Source organism: Neolewinella marina (genome assembly GCF_002631205.1).
GTDB lineage: Bacteria > Bacteroidota > Bacteroidia > Chitinophagales > Saprospiraceae > Neolewinella > Neolewinella marina.
The window spans coordinates 28,119-52,096 of record NZ_PDLO01000006.1 but is presented as its reverse complement, the minus strand read 5'-3'; the positions used below and the strand labels follow the sequence as shown (position 1 = coordinate 52,096).

The following is a 23,978-nucleotide window of genomic DNA, read 5'->3' as shown; positions in this document are numbered from 1 at the left end:
TGCCCCGTCCAAATACATGGGACGGGGCATTCCGGAATTATAGGTGTTTAGCCGGACTTAGCGGCGGGAGCGGCGGCGGTTCTTGTCCTTGCCGGGGCTGATGCCGAAACGGTTGATCTGGCCCTTGTCGACGCCCTGGCTGTTGCCCACGCGAACCATCGCGCAGCGGAAGCCAATGGTGCGGGAGGCGCGGTCCTGGTCGAGGTAGCGGCGGGTGCCGGGGCTCAGCCAGTAGGCGCGGTCGGCCCAGCTGCCTCCCTTGTAGACCCGCGACTTGTCGCTGATCAGGGTATGCTGGTTGGTGGCGTAGTCGGCGCCGCTTTCCTCGTCACCGTCGAGGTAGTCGTAGACGCGGCCGCGGTTGTAGTTGTCGCGGTCGGCTACGTCCTCATCCTCTACGGGTACGTAAATGAGGCGTCCGAGGCTGTCCTTCTCGGCGGCGCGGCCGTCCTGGTCGCGCTTGACGTTCATGTAGTCGTTACCCCGGAAGCTGTTCAGGTCGTGGTTCTCCACGTCCACCAGCGTCTGGGTGGTCAGGGGGCGGTAGAGGTCCAGCACCCACTCGTTGACGTTGCCGGCCATGTTGTAGAGGCCGAAGTCGTTGGGGAAGTTGTCGAAGACGTTGCTGGTGATCATGTTCTCGTCGTTCGGCTTCCCGGCGATACCGCTGTAGTCACCACCGGCCCGCTTGAAGTTGGCGTACATCTTGCCCTGGTTGCGGTCGTGGCGCTGGTAGCGCAGGCTGGTGCCGCTCCAGGGGTAGATCCGGCGGTCGGTGTAGTTCTCGTCCTTCTCGTTGGCCTGCAGGCCTTCCAGGGCCAGGGCGGCGTACTCCCACTCGGCCTCGGTGGGCAGGCGGAAGTCGGGCTGCAGGATGCCGTCCTCGAGACGTACCGGGCGGGTGTCGCCGGTTTTCATGTCCTTGAGGCCCTTGCGCTCTACCCCTTCGTACTGTCCGGCGAGGTAAGCATCGGTGACGAATACGTCGGAGCCTTCCTGGTCGGGGCGGTACTCCTGGATGCCGCGGTCAATGAGGATGGCCTCGTTCACCCGATCGGTACGCCAGCGGCTGTACTCCCGGGCCTGTACCCAACTGACGCCCACTACGGGGTGCTGGGCGTAGGCGGGGTGGCGCAGGTAGCCGGTTACGTAAGGCTCGTTGAACGACAGTTCGTCGCGCCAGACCAGCGTATCGGGCAGAGCGGCCTGCAGCACTTCGGGGTAGGCGCTGTACACGTCCTCCGTCCAGTGCAGGTACAGCAGGTAGTCCTCGTTGCTGATCTCGGTCTGGTCCATGTAGAAGCTGGACACGGTCACCCGACGCGGGATATTATCCCAGTCGTAGGGTACGTCCTCCTCGGTGAAGCCCATCACGAAGGTTCCCCCGGGGATGAGGACCATGTTGGGCGGGGTTTCCTGCCCTTCGAAGTCCTTGTTTCTTTCGTAGCCTCCCCACTTCTCGTCGTTGTACTTCCAGTTCGTGGTGCGGGAGCGATCGTTGTTGCGATTGCAGCTCGCCACCAGGAGTACCAGGCAGAGGTAGGGCAGCGTCTTGAGCAATATCTTCATGTTGCGGTGGTAGTCCAAAGAGTTTACGTAAACGGGGTCGGCGGTTCCGGGCACGGTGGTACCCGGAGCCTGTCATCGACCTACGGCTAGTTTAACCGAATCGGTTGAAGAACTATTGTGTTCGAATTCTTAATATTTCCGCGGGCCGTCCGGGGTCGGGCTCCCTGTCGGCCGCCTTGCCGAAGCGGGGATCATGGCAGGCGCTTGTTGATCTCGTCCTGCAGCTGCCGGCGCAGGTCCTGCTCTACGGTCAGCCGGCTCTTGCGGCTCTGCTCCAGCTCCTCGGCCAGCTTGTCGCGCTCCCGCTTCAGGGCCGAGTTGTTGCCGGCGGCAATGCGGGTACCGCCCAGGGCCACCAGCAGGGCGATCAGCAGACCGATCACCAGCGACCACATGATGATGCTGTAGGTCCCCTTGTCGAGCTGCATGCCCAGCAGCCCCACGGTGTCGCGCTCGTCCTTCAGGTCGGCAATGAGGGCGTCGCGGTCGGCTACCTCCCCGGAGGTGGCGTCGATGCGCGCCTGCTGTTCAGCCTGCTGCGCCTCCAGGGCCTCAATCTGGGTGGTGTAGGTGGCGATGGAGTCGCTGACGTTACTCATGAATGCATCTAGGTAGTCGCGGGGTACAACCTTGAATTCCCGGCTGCCCTCCCGGTAGCGGTTGGACAAATCCAGCATGGTTTCAAACTGGGTCTGCAGGTCGCGGTCACCGGCCTGGGCCGGGTTTCCGCTCTGCTGCCCGAAGAGGACAGCGGCACCCATCCAGAAAAATACAAGACACAAAAAACAACGCATACTCAAGTGGTTATAGGGGGTAGTCCTGCCCGAAAGCGGGGCAAAGTTAGTGCATACCTTTGGCAAATGTTGGATCACCTGGTGTACACCGTGCCCGATCTGTCGCGGGCCATCGCAAGCTTCACCGCCGCCGGCCTGCCCCCTACCCCCGGGGGCCGCCATCCGGAACGGGGCACCCACAATGCCCTGCTCCGCCTGGGGCTGCGCTCCTACCTGGAACTGCTGGCCGTGGACCCGGACACCGATATCCCGCCACCGCGGTGGATGGGCATCGACCTGGCGGGAGGCATTTCCGTCATCAGCCGCTGGGCGGTACACGCGGGTGCCGTGCAATACTCCGGGGAAGCCCTGCAAAGCGGCTCGCGTCGGCTGGCCGACGGTCAACTGCTCCGCTGGCGCCTCTCCGATCCGGGCACCCACCCCGCCGTCGACGTAGTGCCCTTCGTCATCGACTGGAGCGCCTCCGGAACCCACCCCGCGGACCGCCTTCCCGACCTGGGCCTCGCCCTGGAATCCCTGACGCTGGAACATCCGGACCCGGCCGCCGTGAACGACCGGCTGTTGCGGATGGGCCTGCCCCAAAAAGCGATCCGCGGAGCCGCCCCGCGCATCGGGGCGGTCCTCCGCGGACCACAGGGAAAGCTAAACTTGTGAGCTAGCCTACATCATCTTCAGCGAACGGTCGATGAAGGCCTTCAACTCGGCGCCGCTCAGCATCTGCTGGCTCAGCTTGGCGAGCTGGTAGAGGTAGGCGGCGTTTTCGGCGCGGGCCGACTCATCTTCCACCTCCAGCAGGCGCTCCTTGACCAGGGGGTTGTTGGCGTTGACCACCACCTGGTAGGAATCCGGGAACATGGAGGGATCCATGCCCTGCATCATCTGCATCTCCTTCATCCGCCGCATGAACTCGTTCCTTACGATCTGCACGGGGGCGTCCTGGGCACTGAGGGGCTTGAGTTCCACGGAACCGGCGTTGCCGACGGCGGCGGTGAAGACCTGCTTTACGGTCTCCTGCTCCTCCTCGCTGAGGAAGATTTCCTGCTCCTCGTCCTTCTGGACCAGCTGGTCGGGGGTGGCGGAATCCACCCGGACGAAGTTCAGTTTCTCCTCCTTCTGCTCCAGGGTCTGGATGGTGGGGGCGTCGATGGCGTGCTCGAACTTGAGGACATCGTACCCGCGGTCGCGCACCGACTCAATCAGCGTATGCTGCCGGTCGGCGTCGGCGGTGTAGATCGCCACCAGGCGGTCGTACTTGTCGGTCTGGTTTTCCTTGATCCGCTCGCGGTACTCTTCCAGGGTGAAGAACTTGCCTTCGGTATTCTCCAGCAGGGCGAACTTGGTGGCCCGGTCGTAGAACTTCTCCTCCGAAACCATGCCGTACTTCACGAATACGCCCAGGTCCGGCCACTTGGCCTCGTAGGCTTCCCGGTCTTCCTTGAAGAGGCTGTTGAGCTTCTCGGCCACCTTCTTGGTGATGTAGCCGGTGATCTTCTTCACGTTGGTGTCGGCCTGCAAGTAGCTGCGCGACACGTTCAGCGGAATGTCGGGGGAGTCGATCACCCCGTGGAGCAGCGTGAGGAACTCAGGTACGATGTCGGAGACGTTGTCCGTCACGTACACCTGGTTGCTGTACAGCTGGATCTTGTTGCGCTGCAGTTCCAGTTTGCCGGAAACCTTCGGGAAGTAGAGGATACCGGTGAGGTTGAAGGGGTAGTCGATGTTCAGGTGGATCCAGAACATGGGGGGCTCACCCATGGGGTAGAGCTCACGGTAGAAGGACTTGTAGTCCTCGTCCGTCAGGTCAGCGGGGGCCTTCTTCCAGAGGGGGTCGGTGTTGTTGATGATGTTGTCGACCTCCGTTTCGATCTTCTTGGGTTCCGGCTTCTCCTCGCCTTCCTCCCCGGTTCCTTCGACCTCCTCGTAGGTGGTCTCGGTTTTGGTACCGAAGCGGATGGGGTAGGGCAGGAAGCGGCAGTACTTGAGCAGCAGGCCTTCGATCTCATCTTCCTCGAGGTACTGCTTGCTGTCTTCGCTGACGTGCAGGATCACGTCAGTACCCTGCATCTCGCGCTCGGCCTCCCCGATTTCGTAGCTCGGGTCACCCTCACAGATCCAGCGCACGGCGGCCGCGCCTTCCTGGTAGCTCTTGGTTACGACCTCCACCTTGTCGGCGACCATGAAGGCGGAGTAGAAGCCCAGACCGAAGTGGCCGATGATGGAAGCGTCGTCCTGGTATTTGTCGACGAATTCCTGGGCGGAGGAGAGGGCAACCTGGTTGAGGTACTTCTTGACCTCCTCCTCGGTCATGCCGATGCCGCGGTCGCGGATGGTCAGGGTACCGGCCTCCTTGTCGATCAGGATGTCGATCGTCTTGTCGGTGTAGTCGCCCTTGGCCTCTCCCTTCCGGGCCAGGGTGGCAAGTTTGCTGGTGGCGTCGGTGGCGTTGGATACCAACTCCCGCAAGAAGATCTCCTGGTCGGAGTAGAGAAACTTCTTGATGATGGGGAAGATGTTTTCCGTCTGTACGGATATGTTACCTTTTTGCATAGCTGTTTATTTCGTTACGGGTCAGTCCCGGGGTAGCAGGACAAGATTCATTCCACTACCCCTCTACTGTCAAAATGTCGCTGACATTTTAGCGGTAGAGTCCCGATTTCAGCAATTCCTCCTCCACGGCGGGGGGAACGAGGTAACGGATGCTCTCCCCGGTGCGGATCGCGTCGCGTACGTAGGTGGCCGAGAGATGCATCAGGGGGGCGTCGTACAGGGTGACGCGGGGGTGCTCCAGCAATTCTCCACCGGGGAATCCAGGGCGGGGATAGAGCTGGATGGCGAAATCGCGCAGGATCAGCTCGTGGTTCTTCCACTTGGGCAGGGACGCCAGGTTGTCGCTGCCCATGATGAGGGAAAAGTCGTAGGTGGGGTACTTCTCGCGCAGCACTGCCAGGGTATCGATGGTGTACGACGGCTTCGGCAGGTCGAATTCCACCCGGCTTGCCCTCAGGCGGGGGGTATCGCCGATGGCCAGTTCCACCAGGTGGAAGCGGTCGTGGTCGCGGGCCAGGCTGCCGCGCTTCTTGAAAGGGTTATGGGGACTGACCACGAACCAGACCTCATCCAGGGAGGTGCGGGTGGCCATGAAGTTGGCCAGGATCATATGTCCGACGTGGACAGGATTGAAGGAGCCGAAAAAGAGGCCGACTTGTCGTCTGCTCATGAAGGGGAAGGGTTAGTAGCTGGCGGAGCTGTCGTAGCGCTGCACAATGAAGAAGCCCTCCCCGCCCTGCTCCTGGTAGAGGGGCATAAGGACGTAGCCGCTGCAGGGCGCGCCGATGGGGCCGTTGTGGTCCTCACCCAGGATGGTCCCCTCCTTCACGGGGGTAAAGTTGGAGTAGCCGGGCCGCATGACGAAGCCGTGGTCGGGTTCCAGCCGGTGCACGTACACCAGCTCCAGCAGCGGGGGAACTCCGGGGTTGGCGGCCCGCAGGGTTTCTTCGTGGTGGGTACTGACGTCCTCGGTACGAACGCAGCCCACCGACCGCAGCAGGTTGACCGTGGCGGCCAGGGCGCGGTCTACGGACTCCGCCTCGGTGTGGGCGCCCGCCTCGAAGGTGACGGCCCGGCAGGGGCGCTCCAGGTCGTACTGTCCGGAGCGGAAGTAGCTCAGGGTGGTGCCCTGCAGTCCGCTCAGCATTCCCTTGACGACGGGCACGCCCAGTTCGGCGGCCAGTGAAAGGCTGGGGGCATCGTCGCCGGTAATGGCGAAAACCCCGCCGGTGGCCGTGGTGGTGTGCAGGTCCAGCAGGACGATCTCCTGTACGGAGGAATCCACCAGCGCATTGTCGATGGCGGCCAGCATACCGTCCAGCTCGCGGGCCTCGACGTTGGGGTAGCTGTCGTCGGTGCCGCGGACTACGGGCCGCCAGATGCGATTCAGGTCGGTATCTACGTAGCGCTTACCCAGTCGCAGGGCTTCCAGGTTGCCGCGCAGGGCAAGCAGCTCCCCGCGGAAGGTAAATCCGGGGTTCACCAGGGGCTCCTCCCGCAGCAGGTCGAAGAGTTGCTCCAGGGCCGCTACCCCGGCGGGCTCGTTGCCGTGGATGCCGCCGATGGCAACCACCAGGGGGCCGGGCTCCTCACCAACGTAGTGGCCGATCACGCGGGGGGATTCTCCCAGCGGTTCATTGGGGTCAATTTCGGTCCTCCGCAGCATCAGAAGTAGAATTTAAGGGCCACGAACTGGGACACGAAGCCCAGGAGGTAACCCGCGTAGAGCTGCATGCGGTCGTGGGCCCCGAGGGCCAGCCGCGCCGTGCCCACCGCGCCGGCGATGATCACCGTAAGCACCAGCAGGACGGGCAGGCCGATCGTAGCCGCTCCTACCTCGATGCCGTTCGGACCGAAGAGGGCCAGCATAATCACCGCTACGGCCACCAATCCACCCATCCCCGTGGCGTGGAGACTGATCTTGTCGAGCAGGTTGATAACGAAGCCCGCCACCAGGGCGATGATGACGCCCAGCAGGAAGGAGGAGAAGATGGTGGGGGTCTGGTTGCTCTGGCTGAAGTTGTAATAGATCCAGAAGTACAGCACCATGACGAGCAGCAGCGGGCCGATCCGCTCCGACTTCTCGTGCATCATCACGCTGTTGATCATGTTGAGCTTGGCCATGATCACCACGGCCACCACCGGGATGACGAAGGTGTCGAGGAAGATGAGGATCAGGTTACTCATGGCCCGGGGCTCCCCGAGGTCGGAGGTCCCGAACAGGTAGGGGTTGACCCCGGCGAGGATCAGGAAAATGTAGGTAGGCACCAGCAAGGGATGAAACAACCCACTGATGGCCAGGGCCAGGTAGGATCTCGATTGCGGGGCCTCCGTGAGCTGTGCTTCGGCGGACATGGCGCAAAAATACGGACTTCTAGAAGAGCAGCCGGAAGGTCGTGCGCCGGTTGCGGGCGCGGCCTGCTTCGGTGTCGTTGGGGGCCACGGGGCGGCTCTCCCCGTACCCTACGGAGCGGATGCGGTCCGGCGCGATGCCCTGGCTCTCTAGGTAAGTCTTGACGGAGGCGGCCCGCCGTTCGCTGAGCCGCTGGTTGGCCGCTTCGGACCCCACGTCGTCCGTATGACCGGCAATCTCCACGCCGAGTTGCGGCTGGCTGTTCAGCAGGGCCACCAGCCGGTCGAGTTCCTCCGTCGACAACTCCAGCAGTTCATCGCTGGCGGTTTCAAAAAACACGTTCTTCAGGACGATGGCCCCGTCGGCCTCGGCGGCTTCCGATACGTCCTCCTCCAGGAGGGGCTGCAGGCGGATCTTGAGCAGAAAAGGCTCGCTGACGGTATGCTCTCCCGTGAGTTCAAAGCGGTCGGAATAGAAGAGGTAGCCCTCCTTTTCAACGGTGAACCCGTAATCCCGCCCCGTAGGCAGTACCGTGAGGTAGCAGCCGTGGCGGTCGGTCTGGCTGGAAGAGACCAGCCCCTTCTTGTCCTGCGTCTGCAGGCGGACGTTGGCCACCAGGGGCTGGTCCGTCTGGTCATCGACCACGCTCACCTGCACGTAGGTGGCCGGGGCGGGGCGGATCTTTTCCGGCATCTCGAAGGTGTAGATATCGATGTCGTCGCCCACCCCCTTGCTGAAGAAGGCGGTTTTGCCGTCGAGGGCAATGAACAGGTTGGTTTCCTCGCCGGCGGTATTGAGGGGATAGCCCAGGTTGGTCGGCTGCTCCCACATGTTGTTCTCGTCGACGGAGGTCTTGAACAGGTCGGCCCCACCCATGCCGCGGCGGCCGGTGGAGGTGAAGTAGAGGGTGCGGTTGTCCGCCGCCCAGAAGGGGTAGCGGTCGTTGCCGGAAGTATTGATGGAGGGCCCCAGGTTCACCGGCCGGCTCCAGCTGCCGTCGGGATTGCGGCCGGCCACGTAGATGTCGTCGTTGCCCATCCCCCCGGCCCGGTTGCTGGCGAAAAACAGCAGGCGGCCGTCCTGCGACAGGCTCGGCTGGCTCTCGGAGGCCCGGGTATTGATGGTAGCGCCCATATTTTGGGCTTCGGTCCAGCGGTCGCCCTGCCGTTCGCTGAAGTAGAGGTCGCAGGAACCCGCTCCGTCGCGGCGCCCGCAGCCGGTGAAGACCAGGTAGCGGCCATCGGCGGTGATGGTCTGGGCACCCTCGTTCAGGGGGGTATTGACGCCATCCAGGGGGGTAGCCCGGTCCCAGCTGCCGTCGGGCAGGCGGTTGCTCTGGTAGAAATCCTCCTGCTGCTTGTTGACCCTTCGGGTAAAGATCATGCGCTGACCGTCGACGCTCAGGCTGGGGAAGTACTCCAGGTGATCCGGGGTATTGACGCCGGGCCCCAGGGGTTCCGGGGTGAAGGCTAAGGGGTTAGCGGCCAGCTCGGCGGCCACCCGGGCCTCGGCTACCCGCTCTTCTACGGCTTTCAGTTGATCAGGGCTGCGGCCCGCCCGCTGCAGGGCGGCCAGATAGCTTTCGTAGGCATCCAGCGCTTCGGTGTAATTGCCCATCTGGGCGTGCACCTCCGCCAGCTCCCGGTAGGCGATCGAGGCGGCGGGGCCCTCCAGGGCGATCCCCCGCTCGAGGGCGGCCAGTGCTTTGGGGTAGTCCTTTTCGCCCCGGCCGATCTCGGCCTGGAGGTAGTGCAGGTCGGCCACCCCGCCGTGGCGGCGGAGCAGGCGGTCGAGCTTTTCCTGGGCTTCGGGGTACTTCCGCAGGCTGAGCAGCGACTGGGTAGCCGCCAGCTCCTTCAGCTCGCTCTTCTTCATGGGGCGGGCCGGAGCCTGGGCGCCCAGGGGGACGGCCAACAGGCACGCGAGCAGCCACAACAGAAGGAAAGTAAAGCGCGCGGGCATGGTCGACGGAGTTAACGTATACTCCTACAACGGTTGGCCGGGGCGGATAGTGCGCCTTAAACAGCTCAGGCCTCGCTCGAGGCGGCCCGCAGTTTACCCAGTTCCTGCTTGATCTTTTCCTCCGAAGGGGCCTTGTGGTCGGGTTGGGATTCCAGCGCCCGTTCGAAAGCGTTGGCGGCGTCCTTGGGCCTTCCGGCGCGGGCGTAGAGCTGTCCGAGCTGGAAAGCCACCCGGCGGTCGTAGCGGTCGAGGCTGGCGATGCGCTGCTTGCGCTTCGTGAACATGCCGTAGATCCGCATGGCATCGGCCAGGCGGCCGAGTTCCAGGTAGGCGTCGCCGAGGGCCACCTGAGCCATCCAGTAGATGGCCTGGTGGGGGATGCTGTTTTTGGTTACCGCCTCGAAGTCGGCGGCGGCCTCCGCCGTATTGTTCTGGCGGATGTGCACCAGCCCCCGGCCGTAGTAGCTCTCCGGCATCAGGGGGTTGATGGAAATGCTTTTGGTGTAGTCGTAGAGGGCGTCCTTGTCGTTGCCCAGCCGGTAGTTCACGAATCCGCGGCGCTCGTAGGCCTGGGCGTGGCGTTCGAAGCGGGTAACGACCTTGGTCATCATCTTCAGGGCTTCCTGCTCGTTGTCGCGCTGGTCGACCATTTCCCGACCGCGGTTAAAGAGCTGTACCGTGGTGCGGTCGCTCTTCGGTTCCAGCTTGTAGTGGTCGATCATCACCCCGGCATCCAGCCGCCACAGGTTGAGGCTGCCGGCGATACTGAAGGTGACCACCCGTTCGAGGAGATTGAGGGTATTGAGCCAGAGGCGTTCGGTGCTGGGCATTACCGTGCGGGGCACGTCCAGGGTAAGTTCATCTTCCTTGAAGATGGCTTCGGGCTTGAGGAGAATATCATTCTTGTAATAATTCTCCATGCGATGGGCGTACTGCTCCATAACCTGGTTGTAGGCCCGTTCCGAGCCGAACTCGAGCTGCCCCGCGATGATCACCTTGTACTCAGACATTTTCCAAACAACTTTTACTTAAACTGAACTAAACGCACATAAATCCCCCGTAAACAATGGTCATGCCCGGCGGCCGGGTGTAACAAATTGATACGCAAAGGTGAGCCACGAACGGGCTACGAAGCTACTGTCGAGAAAGCCCCCCTCCTTTGTAGCTGCTAATCAGCTCTTTGCAACGCCGACTTTCCACAAAAGTGCGGAGGCTTGGGGAATTTTCTGTCTCCGGTTACGGCCCGCCACGAAAAAACAGGGGGTGCCTCCTGTCGGAAGCACCCCCTGTGGTCGGGGTTTACCGGAGTAAACCGGACTAGTTATTGGGCATCATCACCGTAGGCTCGGTAGCTACGGGGATCACCACGCGGTTCTCGCGGAGGGTCTCACCTACGGGCTGGTTTTCACCGAATCCGATGGTGCTCAGGTTGGCCTCCTTGGCACCTTCCTGGCGGAGGGTGTACTGCTTGGCCGACTCAGCACGACGCTGCGACAGGTTCATGTTGTACTCGTCGGAAGCACGGCGGTCAGCGTGGCCTTCGTAGCGGATGCTGAAGTTCTCAGCGCCGGGCAGGCTCATGAAGCGGTCGATCTCCTGGATGATCAGGCGGTCGGGGCGGTTCAGGCTCGATACGTCAGTGGGGAAGTAGATACGGTCGATCTCGATGGTACCGTTCACGCTGTCGATGCGGATGTGCTTGAAGTCCTGGCCTTCGAGGATCTTGCCGTAGCGGGCGATCCGCTCCTGCAGGTTCTCGGGGCGCTCGTTGGGCAGCGGGCAACCGTTGCGCTCGGCAACACCGGCCTCATCGGGGCACTCGTCGTCCTTGTCGGCGATTCCGTCACCGTCGCGGTCGGGGCAGCCGTTGGTAGCGGCGGGGCCGGCTTCGCTGGGGCACTCATCGTCTTTGTCGGCAATTCCGTCGCCGTCGCCATCGGGGCAGCCGTTCAGGCTGGCCAGACCGGCTTCAGTGGGGCACTCGTCGTCTTTGTCGGCAACACCGTCACCGTCGCCATCGGGGCAGCCGTTGGTGGCAGCGGTTCCGGGCTCGGTGGGGCAGTCGTCGTCGCGGTCGGCTACGCCGTCGCTGTCGCCATCGGGGCAACCGGCGAGGTTGGCAACGCCGGCCTCATCGGGGCAGCGGTCGTCCTTGTCGGCAACACCGTCACCGTCGCGATCAGGGCAGCCGTTGGTAGCGGCGGGGCCGGCCTCGGTGGGGCATTCGTCCACCAGGTCCTTCACACCGTCTTTGTCGGCATCACGGGCACCGAAGCCTACGGAGTAGGTCAGGCCGAAGAAAGCGTAGGAGTCGTCGTTGTCGGGGTCACCGGAGGCGGAAACGCCGTCGATGAGGTCCGAGCTCGTCAGGCGCACGCTGTAATCGAGGCCAATCGAGGACTTGGGCGAGAAGTGGTAGCGCAGACCAACACCCAGGGGGAACACGAGTCCACCGGAATCGTCGGCTTCAGCGGCCATGTCGGCCTGTACGTCGGCGTCGCCGGCGTCGCTGCCGTAGGTGGTGGTTACATCACCCCAGATACCGTAACCGACACCGCCGGAGATGTAGGGGGAAAGACCACCCTTGAACAGGAAGTCGTCGGAGAAGCGGGTGCCGTAGAAGGGCTCAAGCACCAGGCTCAGGCTGGGCTCGATCACGGTAGCTTCGGAGGTGTAGCCCCGGCTGACCATGTTGGGGTCTTCGCTCTTGGCATCGTCGCTGTGGAGCGAACCGTACATGACGGCCGCGCGCAGGGCTGCAGCTGCTCCCAGCCGGCGGCTCAGGTAAACACCACCACCGAAGTGGGCCTGATTGAGGAAAACCAGGTTGTCTTCAATCATATCGCCACCGAGGGCAGAGGTTCCCAGCTGGATACCAAATTCCCAAGGGTAGGGGCTTTCGGGCGATTCTGTGCTGGCCGGTTCTCCCTGGCCATATAAATTGATACAGGAGAGTGCCGCGAAAACTAGAAGTAACTGCTTGAGCATATTTGCGGGTTTGACGTTTGGATTAATGACAGATTATAGAGGCAGCCTCCCCGCCGCGCGTGGAAACACCTACCGGTTTATCGCCTACAAACGCTTTTTGTTCAGGACGATATGTTACGGGGTGCAATTTTAGGACATTAAACCCTTACCTAGATAACTTTTGGGGCAAACCCTCAGGAAAACCTTGATATTTTGCCCCTATCCCCTAACCGCGGCGGTGGAACCGCAGCAGGTGACCGGGGGCCGATTCGTTGCAAACCTCCAGGATCAGGGCCCCGCGCTTGCCCCCCGGCGGGGGAAAGAGCACCCGGACGGGGTTGTGGACGTAGCCGTCTTCGCCAAAGAGCGAAAGCTGGTGGCGCAGCTTGGGGGGCAGGCGAAATTTCCGTAGCTCCTCGGCGTCGGCCGGCAGGGGTACATCGGCGTAACCCTCCTCCTGCAGGAAGGTGCGCAGGAGCTCCAGCGTCTGGTCCAGCCGCCCCGCCGCGAAGGTGATGCGGAAGCAGTAGCCGTCCGAAACCCCGCCGTGGGCCTCCTCCCCCGCCGCCGGGAAACGGTCGCGCAGCCGGAATGCAGGCGCCGGAGTATCTTCCGCGCCGTCGTCCACCCCCTCCGCCACCGGCGCCGGTGCGAAGGAAGCTATGTAGACGGGTCGGCGGGTTACGGCCCTCAGTGCCATACGCTGTGTTTTGAGTTTGGCAAAAATAAACAAAAAGTTGTTAGCGTGCTCCAAGAATCACCCCTCCGGGAAACGGTCACGGCCCGCATCGCGGCGTCCACCGTCGGGCCCCACCGGCGGCTGACCCTGCCCCACCTGATCCGGCTGTTCCAGGAGGCCGCCATGCAGAATACGGACCGCCTGGGGGTATCCAGCAGCGACCTCACGGCGGCCCACGGCCTCACCTGGGTGATGCACCGGCAGGTGATCGAGGCCGACCGCTGGCCCCGCCTCGGAGAGGAAGTTTCCGTCACCACCCTGCCCACCCACATCGACCGCCGGCTGATCACCTACCGCGACTTCTACCTCCTCGACGGGGACGGCCGCCCCCTGATCCGCTCCACCTCTACCTGGTCGGTCATGCACCTGGAAACCCGCCGCATCCGCCCCATCCCCGACGAGGTGGTACACCGGCTCGGCACCCTGCCGGACCCGGCCACCCACCTGCCCCGCCCCGGCGGTAAGCTGGTACCCCCGGCAACGCCCACCGCGGAGCGCCACTGCCAGGTAGCCTTCTCCCACCTCGACTTCAACAACCACCTCACCAATCCCGCCTTCCCCGAACTGATGCTGGAGCCCCTGGGCCTCGACTTCCTCTCCAGCCACCTCCCCCGCCACGCGGACATCTCCTACCACCGCGAAGCCCGCTACGGGGACACCCTCACGGCACGGACCGCCCCCGACGGACAGACCACCGGATTCCTCCACGCCCTCTACCGCAACGATTCCGAACTGCTGGCCACCATGGCCACCCACTGGACTCCGCTGTAAAGCGGTACTTTGCACCGCACCCGCGTACCCGCCCAATCCCCGCCCATGCGCTTTCTCCTTACTCCGCTGCTCCTGCTGCTCACCCTGCCGCTCACGGCCCAGGATGCCCTGAAAGATTCCATCCGCTCGGTACTGGAGGAGGGCATCGACGCTGGCGCCTTCCCCGGCGCCCAGGTGCTGGTATGGCACCGGGGAGAACCCCTGCTCCACGTCACCGCCGGCCACCACACCTACGAACGGCAGCGGCCCACCCGCCCCGATGACGTCTACGACCTCGCCTCGGTCACCAAAACCTCCTCCGCCCTGCTGGTGCTGATGCAGCAGTACGGGGAAAACCGCCTGAACCTGGACGCCCCCCTGGGCTGGCTGTTCGAGGAGCTGAAGGGCACCGACAAGCAGGCCATCCCCCTGCGGTCCGTGCTCGCCCACCGCGCCGGCCTGTTGCCGTGGGTCCCCTACTGGCAATCCACCCTGCGCGGAAACGGCCGCTATCCCTGGAAGAAGGACTGGCAGGCCACCCGTACCAACGACTATCGCTTCCGCGCGCGGACGATGCGCCGCGACAGCACCGCCCGCTTCCCCATCCGGCTGACGGACGACCTCTGGCTCCACCGGAAGTACCGCGAAAAGAACATCTACCGCGCCATCCGCAAGTCGCCGCTGAAGCCCCCCGGCGATTACGTCTACTCCGGACTCCTGTTCTACCTCCTCCCCGGCTACGTGGAGCGGACCACCGGCCAGGATTACCGGCAGTACCTGAGGGAAAACTTCTACGACCCCCTCGGGGCCGATGACCTGGGCTACCGCCCCCTGGACCGCGGCATCCCCCTCGACCGGATCGTTCCCACCGAAGTAGACACGTTTTTCCGCATGGATACCCTCCACGGGGTGGTACACGACGAAGGGGCCGCCATGATGGATGGCGTGAGCGCCAATGCCGGCCTCTTCTCTACCGCCGAAGACCTTGCCAAACTTTACCAGATGCTGATGAACGGCGGCACCTACGAGGGCCGTCGCTACCTGACGGAGGAGGCGGTGGCGGAATTCACCCGCTACCAGTACCCCGAAGAAGGAAACCGCCGCGGATTGGGTTTCGATAAGCCGCTGTTGAAATACGACGCCGCCACCAGTTCGGTGGCCGAGTCCGCCTCCCCCTCCAGCTTCGGGCACAGCGGCTACACGGGCACCTTCGTCTGGGCCGACCCGGAGTACGACCTGCTCTACATCTTCCTCAGCAACCGCGTGCATCCGGGCCGCGACCGCCGGGCCATCTACGAACTGTCGATCCGCCCCCGGATCCAGGAAATGATCTACTCCTTTATAAAGCGGACCGACTCCGAGGAGGCCTCCCCGCGGATGCGCAGGTAATACACCCCCGCCGGCAGACTGCGCACATTGGCCTGCGCCCCCCGAAAGGAAAGGACGCGCCGGCCGTCGGAGCGGTGGATGGTGGATTGCACCTCCGGCCCCACCGTTCCGCTTAACGTCAGGGTAGCAGTGGTCGGGTTGGGGTAAACGCGAACCGTTCCGCTGTCGAGCCTTACCAGCCGTGGCCCGTAGACCGTCTCGCCGCCGTCGGTGTCGATCTGCCGCAGACGGTATATATTCTGACCGGGGAAGGGCGCATAATCGAAGAAAACGTAATGGCCGTTGCCGGTCGTCAACCGGCCCAGTACGGTATACCGGCGGCCGGCCTTGCTGCGCTCCACCAGGAACGCCTCATGGTGGATTTCTTCTCGCGTGATCCAGTCCAGCCGCACCGCCGCGGCCAGGGGGGTAACCGTAAACGACTCCAGCTTCACCGGCAGGCGGGCGGCGGTGAGGCAGGCCGAGGATCGGTTGCCGTCCACGGAGGTATGCGGTAGATAGCCACCGTCCAGGTTTCCGTCGGGGGAGAGCACCAGGGATTCGCCGGCGGGGGCATCGTCGACCGACCACTGGGCAACCACCCGCCCGTCGGGGTCGCGGAGGGTGACGGTCTCCGGCCCGTCGTTGTTAAGTCCCAGGAAACCGCTGGCCACGCCGTAGGCGCAGTCGGCGTCGGGCGCTCCGCTACTGGCGACCACCAGAAAGGATTGTCCCGGCCCCAGCAGGGCATCGGGGGCGAAGGTGTAGCGGGGGCCGGACTGGGAAGCGTCTTGGAGGGTGTACTGGCCCAGGGCGTAGTCCGTGCTCCCCCGATTGAAAAGCTCCACGAATTCGTCGCCGCCGTTGATGTAGCCGTCCCCGTTGATGTCCTCGCCGGGGTCGGCGAGCACTTCGTTGATGACCAGGTCGCTGGGCGCACACCAGTCGGCCGGGTACTCCAGCGGGAGGGTCAGGTCGCAGTCGCCGCCGCTGACCTGCAGTACGTGGACTTCTCCCTCCGGCAGGCCGCTCAGGGTAATGGTGCCATCGGGCACCCGGCCGGGGTCGTCGCCACCGATCCGGCCAGTGCTGCTGTATACCCGGGCGCCGGCTTCGGCTCCAGCATAGGGAATCTGCAAGAACAACTCGTCCGCGTCGGGGCTCATGCCCTCGCAGCTCGCCAGGGGTTCCCCGAGGCGCAGTCCGCATACCGGGCGGCAGCTGCCGTCGTTGCCCGTGGCCAGCAGCTGCACGTCGTCGATGCCGGCCACGTCGTCGCCGTTCTGGTCGAAGAAGAGCAGCAGCCGGGCGGTATGGGCCGTACCGGGAATGGGGACGGTATCGTATACCCAGCCGTCGGTGGAAACGCCCCCGCCGTTGCGGCCGTCGACCAGGATGACCTCCTCCTCCGGAATACCGTCGAGGTAAAGCAGGTAGCCGAAATCATCGCCGCCATCGTAGCCCTCTACCCGGTAGGCGAAGACGAAACGGGCGCTGGTCAGGGAGCAGATCGTATCGGCGTCGAAGGTGATTTCCAGGCGGGGGGCGGCGGCCGTGGGGTTGTCCGCGTCCCTTACCGCCCAGAAGTGGGTACCCTCCGCGGCCTCGGCGATGGCCCCGCTGCCGGTGACGACATTCCAGGTGGGAAGGCCGCCGCTGCCGTAGGGGGGCGTGGGAGAAGTGTAGGACAAGGGGCGGGGCGCGGCGGCTTCGAAATTCTGGCGGATGATGGTATCCTGGGCGCGGCCGCGGGTGCCGGTCAACAGGGCAAGGGCCAACAGGAGATAAGCATAGTAGGGTGGGTGCATGGCTTTTACCCGCATAGGTAGGCGGGAGCAGTCTACTTATAGTGGACTGGTGTTAAGTCTTATCTTCGCGGCCGATATGATATTTCAGATCCGGGAAGACGAACGCAAGATTTTTGAAGTGATCGGGCAGGCCGCCGCGGCCCTGGGCTTCCCCACTTACGTGGTGGGCGGCTACGTGCGCGACCGCCTGCTGGGCCGCCCCAGCAAGGACCTCGACATCGTCTGCGTGGGCAGCGGTATTGAACTGGCTCGTCGGGTAGCCGACAATCTTCACCCCCGCAGCCGCGTAACCGTATATAAGCGCTTCGGTACCGCCGCCCTGAAGCACCACGACATGGAGATCGAGTTCGTAGGCGCGCGCAAGGAGAGCTACCGCTCCGACAGCCGCAAGCCCACCGTCGAATCCGGTACCCTGACCGACGACCAGAACCGCCGCGACTTCACCATCAACGCCCTGGCGATCAGCCTGAACGACCACGACTACGGCAGCATCATTGATCCCTTCAACGGGCTGGAAGACCTGGAAGCGAAGCGGATCGTCACCCCCCTGGAGCCGGGCAAGACCTTCAGCGACGACCCCCTGCGGATGCTGCGGGCCATCCGCTTCTCCAACCAGCTGGGCTTCCGGATCGACCCGGTCACCTTCCGCGCCATCAAGGAAAACCGCGAGCGGATCAAGATCATCAGCTGGGAGCGCATCGCCACCGAACTGAACAAGATTCTCCTGACCGCCAAACCGAGCATCGGCCTGCGGCTGCTCGACGAAAGCGGGCTGCTCCCCTACATCCTGCCCGAACTCGCCGCCCTGCGCGGAGTCGAAAGCCGCAACGGCCGCAAGCACAAGGACAACTTCATCCACACCACCAAGGTGGTCGACAACCTGGCCGAACGCAGCGACGACCTCTGGCTGCGGTGGGCAGCCCTGCTGCACGACATCGGCAAGGCCCGCACCAAGCGCTGGGAACCCGAGGCGGGCTGGACCTTCCACGCCCACGACGCGGTCGGCGAGCGCATGGTGCCCAAAATCTTCCGACGCCTGCGGCTGCCGAACGACCGGCTGAAGTACGTACAGAAACTGGTGGCCCTCCACCAGCGGCCCATCTCCCTGACCCAGGAAGAGATCAGTGATTCGGCCGTGCGCCGCATCCTCTTCGACGCCGCCGAGGACATCGAGGACCTGATGACCCTCTGCGAAAGCGACATCACCAGCAAGAATGCCAAAAAGGTGCAGCGCTACCTCGAAAACTACGAGCAGCTGCGCGAGCGCATGCGGGAGATCGAGGAAAAGGACCACCTGCGCAACTGGCAGCCCCCCATCTCGGGCGAGCTCATCATGGAAACCTTCGGCATCCCCCCCAGCCGGGAAGTAGGGGCCATCAAGGACAGCGTCCGCGAAGCAATCCTGGACGGCGACATTCCCAACGAATACGAAGCCGCCTACGCCAAAATGCTCGAGGTAGCCGCCGGAATGTCGCTGCAGCCCGTCAGGGAGTAGTACGCCCCAACGAAATTTTAACAATAATTCTTTGCCGCACCCCACGATCGTGGGGTGGTCTACCCCCTCCCCCCCCGCCTATCTTTGTCATATCGAGGAGATGGTGCAACATCGCCCTCGAGTTTTTCCAAAAAGCGTGTTCACTTATTTGGCGCCTGGGATTGTTGGTTTTCCCACCGCCGCGTTTTGAAGGTTTGTACTATATCCCTTGCGCATTTGGCGCACTAAATTCCAGTTATTCCGGTAGTCTGAAAGCTACAATCGGGGCCCGTGCGATACTCGCGCGGGCCTTTCTTTTTGGTGCCACCTCCTCTCTAAGAGGAAGAAGGCAGCCACCAGCAGGTACTCCACCCCCACCAGCCAGAGGTTTTCCCGGTAGGGGACGGTGGTGTAACTGGTGTAAGTTAGCATAATCAGGTAAGACCACAACAACGGAAATCGCCAGGGCGTAAAACAGCTCAGTACGATCGGGGCGGCCAGGTACCAGGGGTGGACGGTGGTGGCGCAGAGCAGGTAGATCATGAAGGCTCCCAGCCACGACCCCGGCAGGGAGCGCCAGTCCGTACGCCGGTCGGCTAGGGCAACCAGCAGGATAGTGAGGGCCGCTACCCGGGCCAGCAGGGGTCCGAAGCGGGCGATCTGGTTGTACCCCACCTCGTAGAATCCGTAGCTGCGCAGCAGGTAGTACAGGCTGGCGTTGAATTCAAACTTGCGGAAGTAAAGGTCCAGGCTGTTGCCAAACCCGCTTAGGAACCCGCTGCCGAGCAGTAAAGGCAGGAAAAGGGCCAGCGTAACCGCCCCCACCGTCAGGAAAAACACCCAGAACGACCGCCCCCAAAGGCGCCGCAGCAGAAAGGGGAGCAGCATGAGGGGCAGGAGTTTGCTGGCGATTGACAGGGCCATGGCACCCGCGGCCGCGCCGTACCGGCTCCGCGTAAGGGCGTACAGCGAAAGCAGCAGGAAACCCAGCATGAGGCCCTCGAAGTGGAGGTTGCCCACGATCTCGACCAGGATCAGGGGGTTGAGCCAGTACAACAAGAGGCGTGAACGGGGCAGCCCGAAACTTCCCAGTAGCCGCAGCAACAGCCACAGGGTGCCCAGCTCGGCCAGCAGCAGAAACACCTTCATGACCACCGCCGCCCCGTACCAGCTGCCGGGACTTACCCAGGCAGCCACGGTAAACACCGCCTGGGCTACCGGCGGATAGATTGAGTGGTATTCCGGAGAATTGAGCCGCTGCAGCAGGGCCCCGTCCGCTCCCGGCACTTCTCCCTCCCCGTAGTGGACCGGGGGGTGAGCGAAAGGGTTTTCCCCGGCCAGGATCAGGTGGCCATCCCAGATGAAGCGATAGACGTCGTCGCTCAGCCGGGGAAAGGCGAAGAGCAGAGCGACCCGCAGCAGTATGCCCAGGGCAACCCAGCGTCGTATTCCGTGGCCATCTCCGTAGCGAATGATGAGCAGGTAACCGGCGAAGGCCACCGTGAAAGCGGTGAAGAGCGACCAGAAGTCGGTGCGGTCCACCCCAAACCCCAGGTAGGCAACGCCCAGCGTCAGCAGCAGCGCACCGCCCAGCCGGGCTGCCCGCCGCACTACGACTTCACCTTTGCGGCCACGGCGCGGGCTACGTTCTGCCCGTCCATCGCCGCGCTGAGGATACCGCCGGCGAAGCCCGCCCCCTCTCCGCAAGGAAAGAGGGAAGCCGCCTGGGGATGCTGGTAGGTCTGCCGGTCGCGGGGGATGCGTACGGGGGAGGAAGTCCGGCTCTCGGTCCCGATCACGTTGGCCTCTTCGGTGTAGTAGCCCCGCATTTTCCGGCCGAAGGCCTGCACGCCCTCCTGCAACCGCTGGTAGATGCAGGCGGGGAGGAGGTGGTGGAGGGGGGCGGAGTGCAGCCCGGGGATGTAGCTGGTGTCGGACAGGTCGCGGGAGAGGCGCCCCTTCACGAAGTCGGTCAGCCGCTGGGCCGGGGCCCGCTGGCTGCCGTCGCCGCTATCGAACATGGCCCGTTCGACCGACTGCTGCAGGGCCAGGCCGGCGAACACGCCGTGGTCGGCAAAGGGCGCCAGGTCTTCCAGTTCCACGGCCACCACCGTGCCGGAGTTGGCGAAGGGGCTGTCGCGGCGGGAGAGGCTCATGCCGTTGACCACGATCTCGCCGGGGGCGGTGGCCGCGGGCACCACCAGTCCGCCCGGGCACATACAGAAGCTGAATACCCCCCGGTCGCGCACCTGGGTCACCAGTTTATAGCTGCTGGCCGGCAGGTTTTCCTCCCGCTGCTCCTGCCCGTACTGGATCCGGTCGATCAGTGGCTGGGGGTGTTCGATGCGTACGCCGAGGGCAAAGGGCTTGGCCTCCAGTTGCAGGCCGCGGCGGTGCAGCAGGGCGTAGATGTCGCGGGCCGAATGGCCGGTGGCCAGGATGTAGGCCGCGGCGGTGAGGCGGTAGGACTGTCCGTCGGCCCCGGTGACGATCAGGGCCTGCACGTCGTCGGTGAATTCCAGGTCGTCCACGCGGTGGCCGAAGCGAATCTCACCGCCGTGGTCGAGGATGGTCTGCCGCATATTGGCTACCACTCCCGGCAGCTTGTTGGAGCCGATGTGGGGATGTGCGTCGATCAGGATGTTTTCCTGGGCGCCGTGGGCCACCAGGGCCTGCAGGGCTTTCAGGTAGTTGCCCCGCTTCAGGCTGCGGGTGTAGAGCTTGCCGTCGCTATAGGTTCCCGCCCCGCCCTCGCCGAAGCAGTAGTTGCTGTCGGGGTCCACCGTGCCGTCCTGCTGGATGGCCCGCAGGCTGCGGCGGCGCTGCCGCACGTCCAGTCCGCGCTCCAGAATGATGGGGCGCAGGCCCAGTTCGATCAGTTCCAGGGCGGCGAACATGCCAGCGGGGCCGCAGCCTACGATGGCTACGGGGGGTGCCTCGGCCACGTCGCGGAGGTTAAAATCCGGGGGGGACTCCGGGGCGATCTCCTCGCCGGAGCGCCAGACGTCCACGCGCAGGCGGTACACGGGGTTGGCCCCACGGGCGTCGATGCTGCGGCGGTTGACGGTGACGTCGGCAATGTCCGCTTCGGGGATCTTACCCTGCCGGCTCACCGCACGGCGCAGGGCGGCTGCGTTCTGCAGTTCGGCGGGGGGTAGCTTGATTTCTATGGTGGTCGGCATGGAGGGCAAAGTTACGCACTCCCGCCGGCCCCGTTCAACGGCTGACGCGGGTGTACTGCCGGTTACCGGCCGGAGAGAAGTCTTCGGGCAGGTAGACGACGATCACCACTTCCTCGAAGGCGCTGCCTTCGGTGCCCTTGACCACGCGACGGTTCTTGTCGTAGCTGACCAGTTGCATCTGGTCGCCGGTGACCTGGGGCTTGAGGACGTACCGCTTTTGGCGCATGTAGAAGTCGAGAATGTCCTGTTTGACATTCTTGATCTGCACGGTGGTCTCGATGAGGAGGTCGTCTCCGGGCCAGGATCGAAACTCGACCTGGTCCTTCGGATAGACGTCGAAGGAGATGCGGTTGACGTTGTCCACGTCGACCGTCTTATGGAAGATGTCCGCGGGGTCTTGTGCAAAAGACACCGAGGCGCAGCCCATAAGGACTAACATGAGTAGGTATTGCATAAGGCTAAACTCCAGAATAGGTACTAGGTAATCCAGGAACGGCGGCCGGAGTTGGTTTGGTGCTTCCGGGCGGCGGTTCTTCAAAAACTTAAATAACGAAGATACTGATTTATAACTTGCCCTGCTCTTCCGTTACGCGGGGGCGGCTCGATTTTACATCCGGAAGCTTCACGCCAAGGTAAACGAGGTGGTATTCCCCGTCGTCCACGTCGAGGGTTTCCGGGTCGTAGGGAATGACGGTGAGCCCGCCGTCCGGGGCCTTGATGAAGAGGGGGATGGAGTACTTCTCCTCCGCGGCGATGAGCAGCAGGTCCAGTAGCTCCCGCTGGCTGTAGAGCTTGTGCTCGTGGATGACAGCGGACTCCCGGTGGGCTTCGCTGAGGTTGATGAAGTCGTCGGTGTGGCTGAAGATGTGCTCGTCTTCGGCCGTGGCCCCGGATTCCTTCATCTCGTCGGCGGTGATGAGGCGGTAGGCACCCCGCTCACCGAAGATGTCCTCGTAACGGTGGATGGCGTAGTCGTTCACGTCGTTGCTGCCGGTAAGGGCCAGCATATAGCCCACGTCGAGCAGGTCGTACTCGTCGCTCAGGTCGGAGTTATAGATGTTCCCGACGATGCCGCGCAGCCCCTTCTCCCGGGCCCGGCGGATGTTGCTGCTGTTGCTGTCGACGAGGAAGACCTCCCGCCCCTGCTCCTTCAGGTATTCACTGATGGTGATGGCGAAGTCATTGGCACCGAGTACCAGCACCCCGCTGGAGGTGTCCTGGATGACGTTCAGCAGTCGGGCCACCAGGCGGGCGGTGGTGGCGTTGATGAGTACGGTGCCCAGCACGATCATGAAGACCAGGGGGGTGATGTACTCCGCGCCGGGCACCCCGTCGGCGGCCAGCTTCAGGCCGAACAGGGAAGCGATACCCGCCGCCACGATGCCGCGGGGCCCTACCCAGCTGATGAAGAGCTTTTCGTTGGTGCTCAGGTTGCCGCGGGCCGTACTGATAAACACGCTCAGGGGGCGCAGCACCAGGATCACGCAGCCGAAAAGGGCCAGGGGGCGCCAGTCTTCGGTGAGCAGCCGCAACTCCGCCATGTTCATATTGGCCGCCAGCAGGATGAAGAGGATGGAGATGAGCAGTACGCTCAGCGACTCTTTGAACGAAAGGATTTCCTTGATGCGGGGCACGTCCTTGTTGGCCAGCACCAGGCCCATCACCACCACGGCGAGCAGTCCCGACTCGTGGGCCAGCTGGTCGCTGAGCACGAAAATGAACAGCACGTAGGCCAGGATGAAGACGTTGAGCAGGTAGTGGGGTACCAGCTCCCGCTTGATGATGTGGAACAGGCCGTAGCCCGCCAGGAAGCCGAGGGTGCCGCCGTAGATCACGATCTGCACGAAGGTGCGCAGCGCCTCGGTGGTAAAGCCGAAGCCGTGGTCGGTGGAACTGATGAACTCGAAGACCAGTACGGCCACCAGGGCGCCCAGGGGGTCGATGAGGATGCCCTCCCACTTCAGCACGGTGCTGACGTTGCGGTTCAGCGGTATGTTCTGCAGGATGGGCGCGATGACGGTAGGGCCCGTCACGATGATCAGGGCGGCAAAGAGGAAGCTGATGCTCCAGCCCAGGTCCATGATGTAGTGGGCCGCCAACCCCGCGCCAACGAAGGTGATGAGGCTGCCCACGGAAATGAGCCGGAGGATGGACCGCTGGGTTTCCCTTACCTCGCGGAACTGCAGCGTAAGTCCCCCTTCAAAGAGGATGACCCCGATGGCCAGGCTGACGAAGTAGAACAGCGACTCCCCCGGAAAGAGGCCACGGCCCACCGCGTCTTCCCCCGCCACTTCGAAGATGGGGCTGATGAGCTTGCTGCCGTCGGCGGTAAAGAGCGTAGAAAGGGGCCCCACCAGCAGACCGATAACGATGAGTGGCAGGATCGCGGGAATCTTTACGCGCCAGGCAAGCCACTGGGCGAAAATTCCGAGTATGATGATCCCCGCAAGTTCTTCCATAAAAAA

The 23,978-nt window shown here is 63.5% G+C and carries 19 protein-coding genes; 4 read left to right on the top strand and 15 right to left on the bottom strand.

What is annotated here, in order from left to right; translation table 11 throughout:
- Positions 1-57: 57 nt before the first annotated feature.
- Entirely contained in the window at positions 58-1,569 is a 1,512-nt protein-coding gene (locus tag CGL56_RS13415; protein WP_099107241.1) for an SUMF1/EgtB/PvdO family nonheme iron enzyme, read from the bottom strand.
- 191 nt (positions 1,570-1,760) lie between these two features.
- Positions 1,761-2,330 carry a hypothetical protein gene (locus CGL56_RS13410; RefSeq protein WP_099107082.1) on the bottom strand — a complete coding sequence of 190 codons (570 nt, stop codon included), beginning with the start codon at positions 2,328-2,330 and terminating at the stop codon, positions 1,761-1,763.
- Between the two features lie 99 nt (positions 2,331-2,429).
- Between CGL56_RS13410 and CGL56_RS13405 the strand changes: the two genes are divergently transcribed.
- Positions 2,430-3,017, top strand: a complete 588-nt coding sequence (locus CGL56_RS13405; RefSeq protein ID WP_099107081.1) for a VOC family protein — start codon at positions 2,430-2,432, stop codon at positions 3,015-3,017.
- A gap of 6 nt (positions 3,018-3,023) precedes the next feature.
- Here the strand turns inward: CGL56_RS13405 and htpG are convergent, their stop codons facing one another.
- The 8 genes from htpG to CGL56_RS13365 form a co-directional block, all read right to left on the bottom strand.
- On the bottom strand, positions 3,024-4,910 hold the full coding sequence (gene htpG / locus CGL56_RS13400; RefSeq protein WP_099107080.1) for a molecular chaperone HtpG: 1,887 nt from the start codon (positions 4,908-4,910) through the stop codon (positions 3,024-3,026).
- Positions 4,911-4,998: 88 nt separating this feature from the next.
- Positions 4,999-5,580, bottom strand: a complete 582-nt coding sequence (gene nadD, locus CGL56_RS13395) for a nicotinate (nicotinamide) nucleotide adenylyltransferase (RefSeq protein WP_099107079.1) — start codon at positions 5,578-5,580, stop codon at positions 4,999-5,001.
- A 12-nt stretch (positions 5,581-5,592) separates the two neighbouring features.
- Positions 5,593-6,576: a succinylglutamate desuccinylase/aspartoacylase family protein gene (locus CGL56_RS13390; protein ID WP_099107078.1), complete on the bottom strand. Its 984-nt coding sequence runs from the start codon at positions 6,574-6,576 to the stop codon at positions 5,593-5,595.
- Complete coding sequence (locus CGL56_RS13385; protein ID WP_099107077.1) at positions 6,576-7,265, bottom strand: hypothetical protein; 690 nt, start codon at positions 7,263-7,265, stop codon at positions 6,576-6,578. Before CGL56_RS13385 ends, CGL56_RS13390 begins: the two co-directional genes overlap by 1 nt.
- A gap of 19 nt (positions 7,266-7,284) precedes the next feature.
- Positions 7,285-9,225 carry an OmpA family protein gene (locus CGL56_RS13380; RefSeq protein ID WP_099107076.1) on the bottom strand — a complete coding sequence of 647 codons (1,941 nt, stop codon included), beginning with the start codon at positions 9,223-9,225 and terminating at the stop codon, positions 7,285-7,287.
- Between the two features lie 65 nt (positions 9,226-9,290).
- On the bottom strand, positions 9,291-10,235 hold the full coding sequence (locus CGL56_RS13375) for a tetratricopeptide repeat protein (protein WP_099107075.1): 945 nt from the start codon (positions 10,233-10,235) through the stop codon (positions 9,291-9,293).
- A gap of 307 nt (positions 10,236-10,542) precedes the next feature.
- Complete coding sequence (locus CGL56_RS13370) at positions 10,543-12,213, bottom strand: DUF6089 family protein (RefSeq protein ID WP_099107074.1); 1,671 nt, start codon at positions 12,211-12,213, stop codon at positions 10,543-10,545.
- Between the two features lie 205 nt (positions 12,214-12,418).
- Complete coding sequence (locus tag CGL56_RS13365) at positions 12,419-12,892, bottom strand: hypothetical protein (RefSeq protein WP_245184182.1); 474 nt, start codon at positions 12,890-12,892, stop codon at positions 12,419-12,421.
- Positions 12,893-12,937: 45 nt separating this feature from the next.
- Between CGL56_RS13365 and CGL56_RS13360 the strand changes: the two genes are divergently transcribed.
- Both CGL56_RS13360 and CGL56_RS13355 read left to right on the top strand, forming a co-directional pair.
- Positions 12,938-13,702, top strand: a complete 765-nt coding sequence (locus tag CGL56_RS13360; protein WP_167641654.1) for an acyl-[acyl-carrier-protein] thioesterase — start codon at positions 12,938-12,940, stop codon at positions 13,700-13,702.
- Positions 13,703-13,747: 45 nt separating this feature from the next.
- Positions 13,748-15,070: a serine hydrolase domain-containing protein gene (locus tag CGL56_RS13355; RefSeq protein ID WP_099107072.1), complete on the top strand. Its 1,323-nt coding sequence runs from the start codon at positions 13,748-13,750 to the stop codon at positions 15,068-15,070.
- Here CGL56_RS13355 and CGL56_RS13350 read toward each other — a convergent pair.
- Positions 15,013-16,857 (bottom strand): lamin tail domain-containing protein, encoded by a 1,845-nt coding sequence (locus tag CGL56_RS13350; RefSeq protein ID WP_167641655.1) that lies wholly within the window; start codon positions 16,855-16,857, stop codon positions 15,013-15,015. The two genes, CGL56_RS13355 and CGL56_RS13350, sit on opposite strands and share 58 nt — an antisense overlap.
- 76 nt (positions 16,858-16,933) lie before the next feature.
- On the opposite strand from CGL56_RS13350, the gene CGL56_RS13345 reads away from it, so the two are divergent.
- Positions 16,934-18,352 carry a CCA tRNA nucleotidyltransferase gene (locus CGL56_RS13345; RefSeq protein WP_099107070.1) on the top strand — a complete coding sequence of 473 codons (1,419 nt, stop codon included), beginning with the start codon at positions 16,934-16,936 and terminating at the stop codon, positions 18,350-18,352.
- A 255-nt stretch (positions 18,353-18,607) separates the two neighbouring features.
- Here the strand turns inward: CGL56_RS13345 and CGL56_RS13340 are convergent, their stop codons facing one another.
- From CGL56_RS13340 to CGL56_RS13325, 4 genes are all read right to left on the bottom strand, one after another.
- Entirely contained in the window at positions 18,608-19,942 is a 1,335-nt protein-coding gene (locus CGL56_RS13340) for a glycosyltransferase 87 family protein (RefSeq protein ID WP_099107069.1), read from the bottom strand.
- Entirely contained in the window at positions 19,942-21,513 is a 1,572-nt protein-coding gene (locus CGL56_RS13335) for an NAD(P)/FAD-dependent oxidoreductase (protein WP_099107068.1), read from the bottom strand. Before CGL56_RS13335 ends, CGL56_RS13340 begins: the two co-directional genes overlap by 1 nt.
- Before the next feature lie 34 nt (positions 21,514-21,547).
- Positions 21,548-21,952, bottom strand: a complete 405-nt coding sequence (locus CGL56_RS13330; RefSeq protein WP_143470734.1) for a hypothetical protein — start codon at positions 21,950-21,952, stop codon at positions 21,548-21,550.
- Between the two features lie 124 nt (positions 21,953-22,076).
- Positions 22,077-23,972, bottom strand: a complete 1,896-nt coding sequence (locus CGL56_RS13325; protein ID WP_099107066.1) for a cation:proton antiporter — start codon at positions 23,970-23,972, stop codon at positions 22,077-22,079.
- Positions 23,973-23,978 lie beyond the last annotated feature (6 nt).

Coding starts and splice junctions, on each gene's coding strand:
- CGL56_RS13415 (WP_099107241.1), bottom strand. CDS start 1,569: ATGAAGATATTGCTCAAGACGCTGCCCTACCTCTGCCTGGTACTCCTG.
- CGL56_RS13410 (WP_099107082.1), bottom strand. CDS start 2,330: ATGGGTGCCGCTGTCCTCTTCGGGCAGCAGAGCGGAAACCCGGCCCAG.
- CGL56_RS13405 (WP_099107081.1), top strand. CDS start 2,430: ATGTTGGATCACCTGGTGTACACCGTGCCCGATCTGTCGCGGGCCATC.
- htpG (WP_099107080.1), bottom strand. CDS start 4,910: ATGCAAAAAGGTAACATATCCGTACAGACGGAAAACATCTTCCCCATC.
- nadD (WP_099107079.1), bottom strand. CDS start 5,580: ATGAGCAGACGACAAGTCGGCCTCTTTTTCGGCTCCTTCAATCCTGTC.
- CGL56_RS13390 (WP_099107078.1), bottom strand. CDS start 6,576: ATGCTGCGGAGGACCGAAATTGACCCCAATGAACCGCTGGGAGAATCC.
- CGL56_RS13385 (WP_099107077.1), bottom strand. CDS start 7,265: ATGTCCGCCGAAGCACAGCTCACGGAGGCCCCGCAATCGAGATCCTAC.
- CGL56_RS13380 (WP_099107076.1), bottom strand. CDS start 9,225: ATGCCCGCGCGCTTTACTTTCCTTCTGTTGTGGCTGCTCGCGTGCCTG.
- CGL56_RS13375 (WP_099107075.1), bottom strand. CDS start 10,235: ATGTCTGAGTACAAGGTGATCATCGCGGGGCAGCTCGAGTTCGGCTCG.
- CGL56_RS13370 (WP_099107074.1), bottom strand. CDS start 12,213: ATGCTCAAGCAGTTACTTCTAGTTTTCGCGGCACTCTCCTGTATCAAT.
- CGL56_RS13365 (WP_245184182.1), bottom strand. CDS start 12,892: ATGGCACTGAGGGCCGTAACCCGCCGACCCGTCTACATAGCTTCCTTC.
- CGL56_RS13355 (WP_099107072.1), top strand. CDS start 13,748: ATGCGCTTTCTCCTTACTCCGCTGCTCCTGCTGCTCACCCTGCCGCTC.
- CGL56_RS13350 (WP_167641655.1), bottom strand. CDS start 16,857: ATGCACCCACCCTACTATGCTTATCTCCTGTTGGCCCTTGCCCTGTTG.
- CGL56_RS13345 (WP_099107070.1), top strand. CDS start 16,934: ATGATATTTCAGATCCGGGAAGACGAACGCAAGATTTTTGAAGTGATC.
- CGL56_RS13335 (WP_099107068.1), bottom strand. CDS start 21,513: ATGCCGACCACCATAGAAATCAAGCTACCCCCCGCCGAACTGCAGAAC.
- CGL56_RS13330 (WP_143470734.1), bottom strand. CDS start 21,952: ATGTTAGTCCTTATGGGCTGCGCCTCGGTGTCTTTTGCACAAGACCCC.
- CGL56_RS13325 (WP_099107066.1), bottom strand. CDS start 23,972: ATGGAAGAACTTGCGGGGATCATCATACTCGGAATTTTCGCCCAGTGG.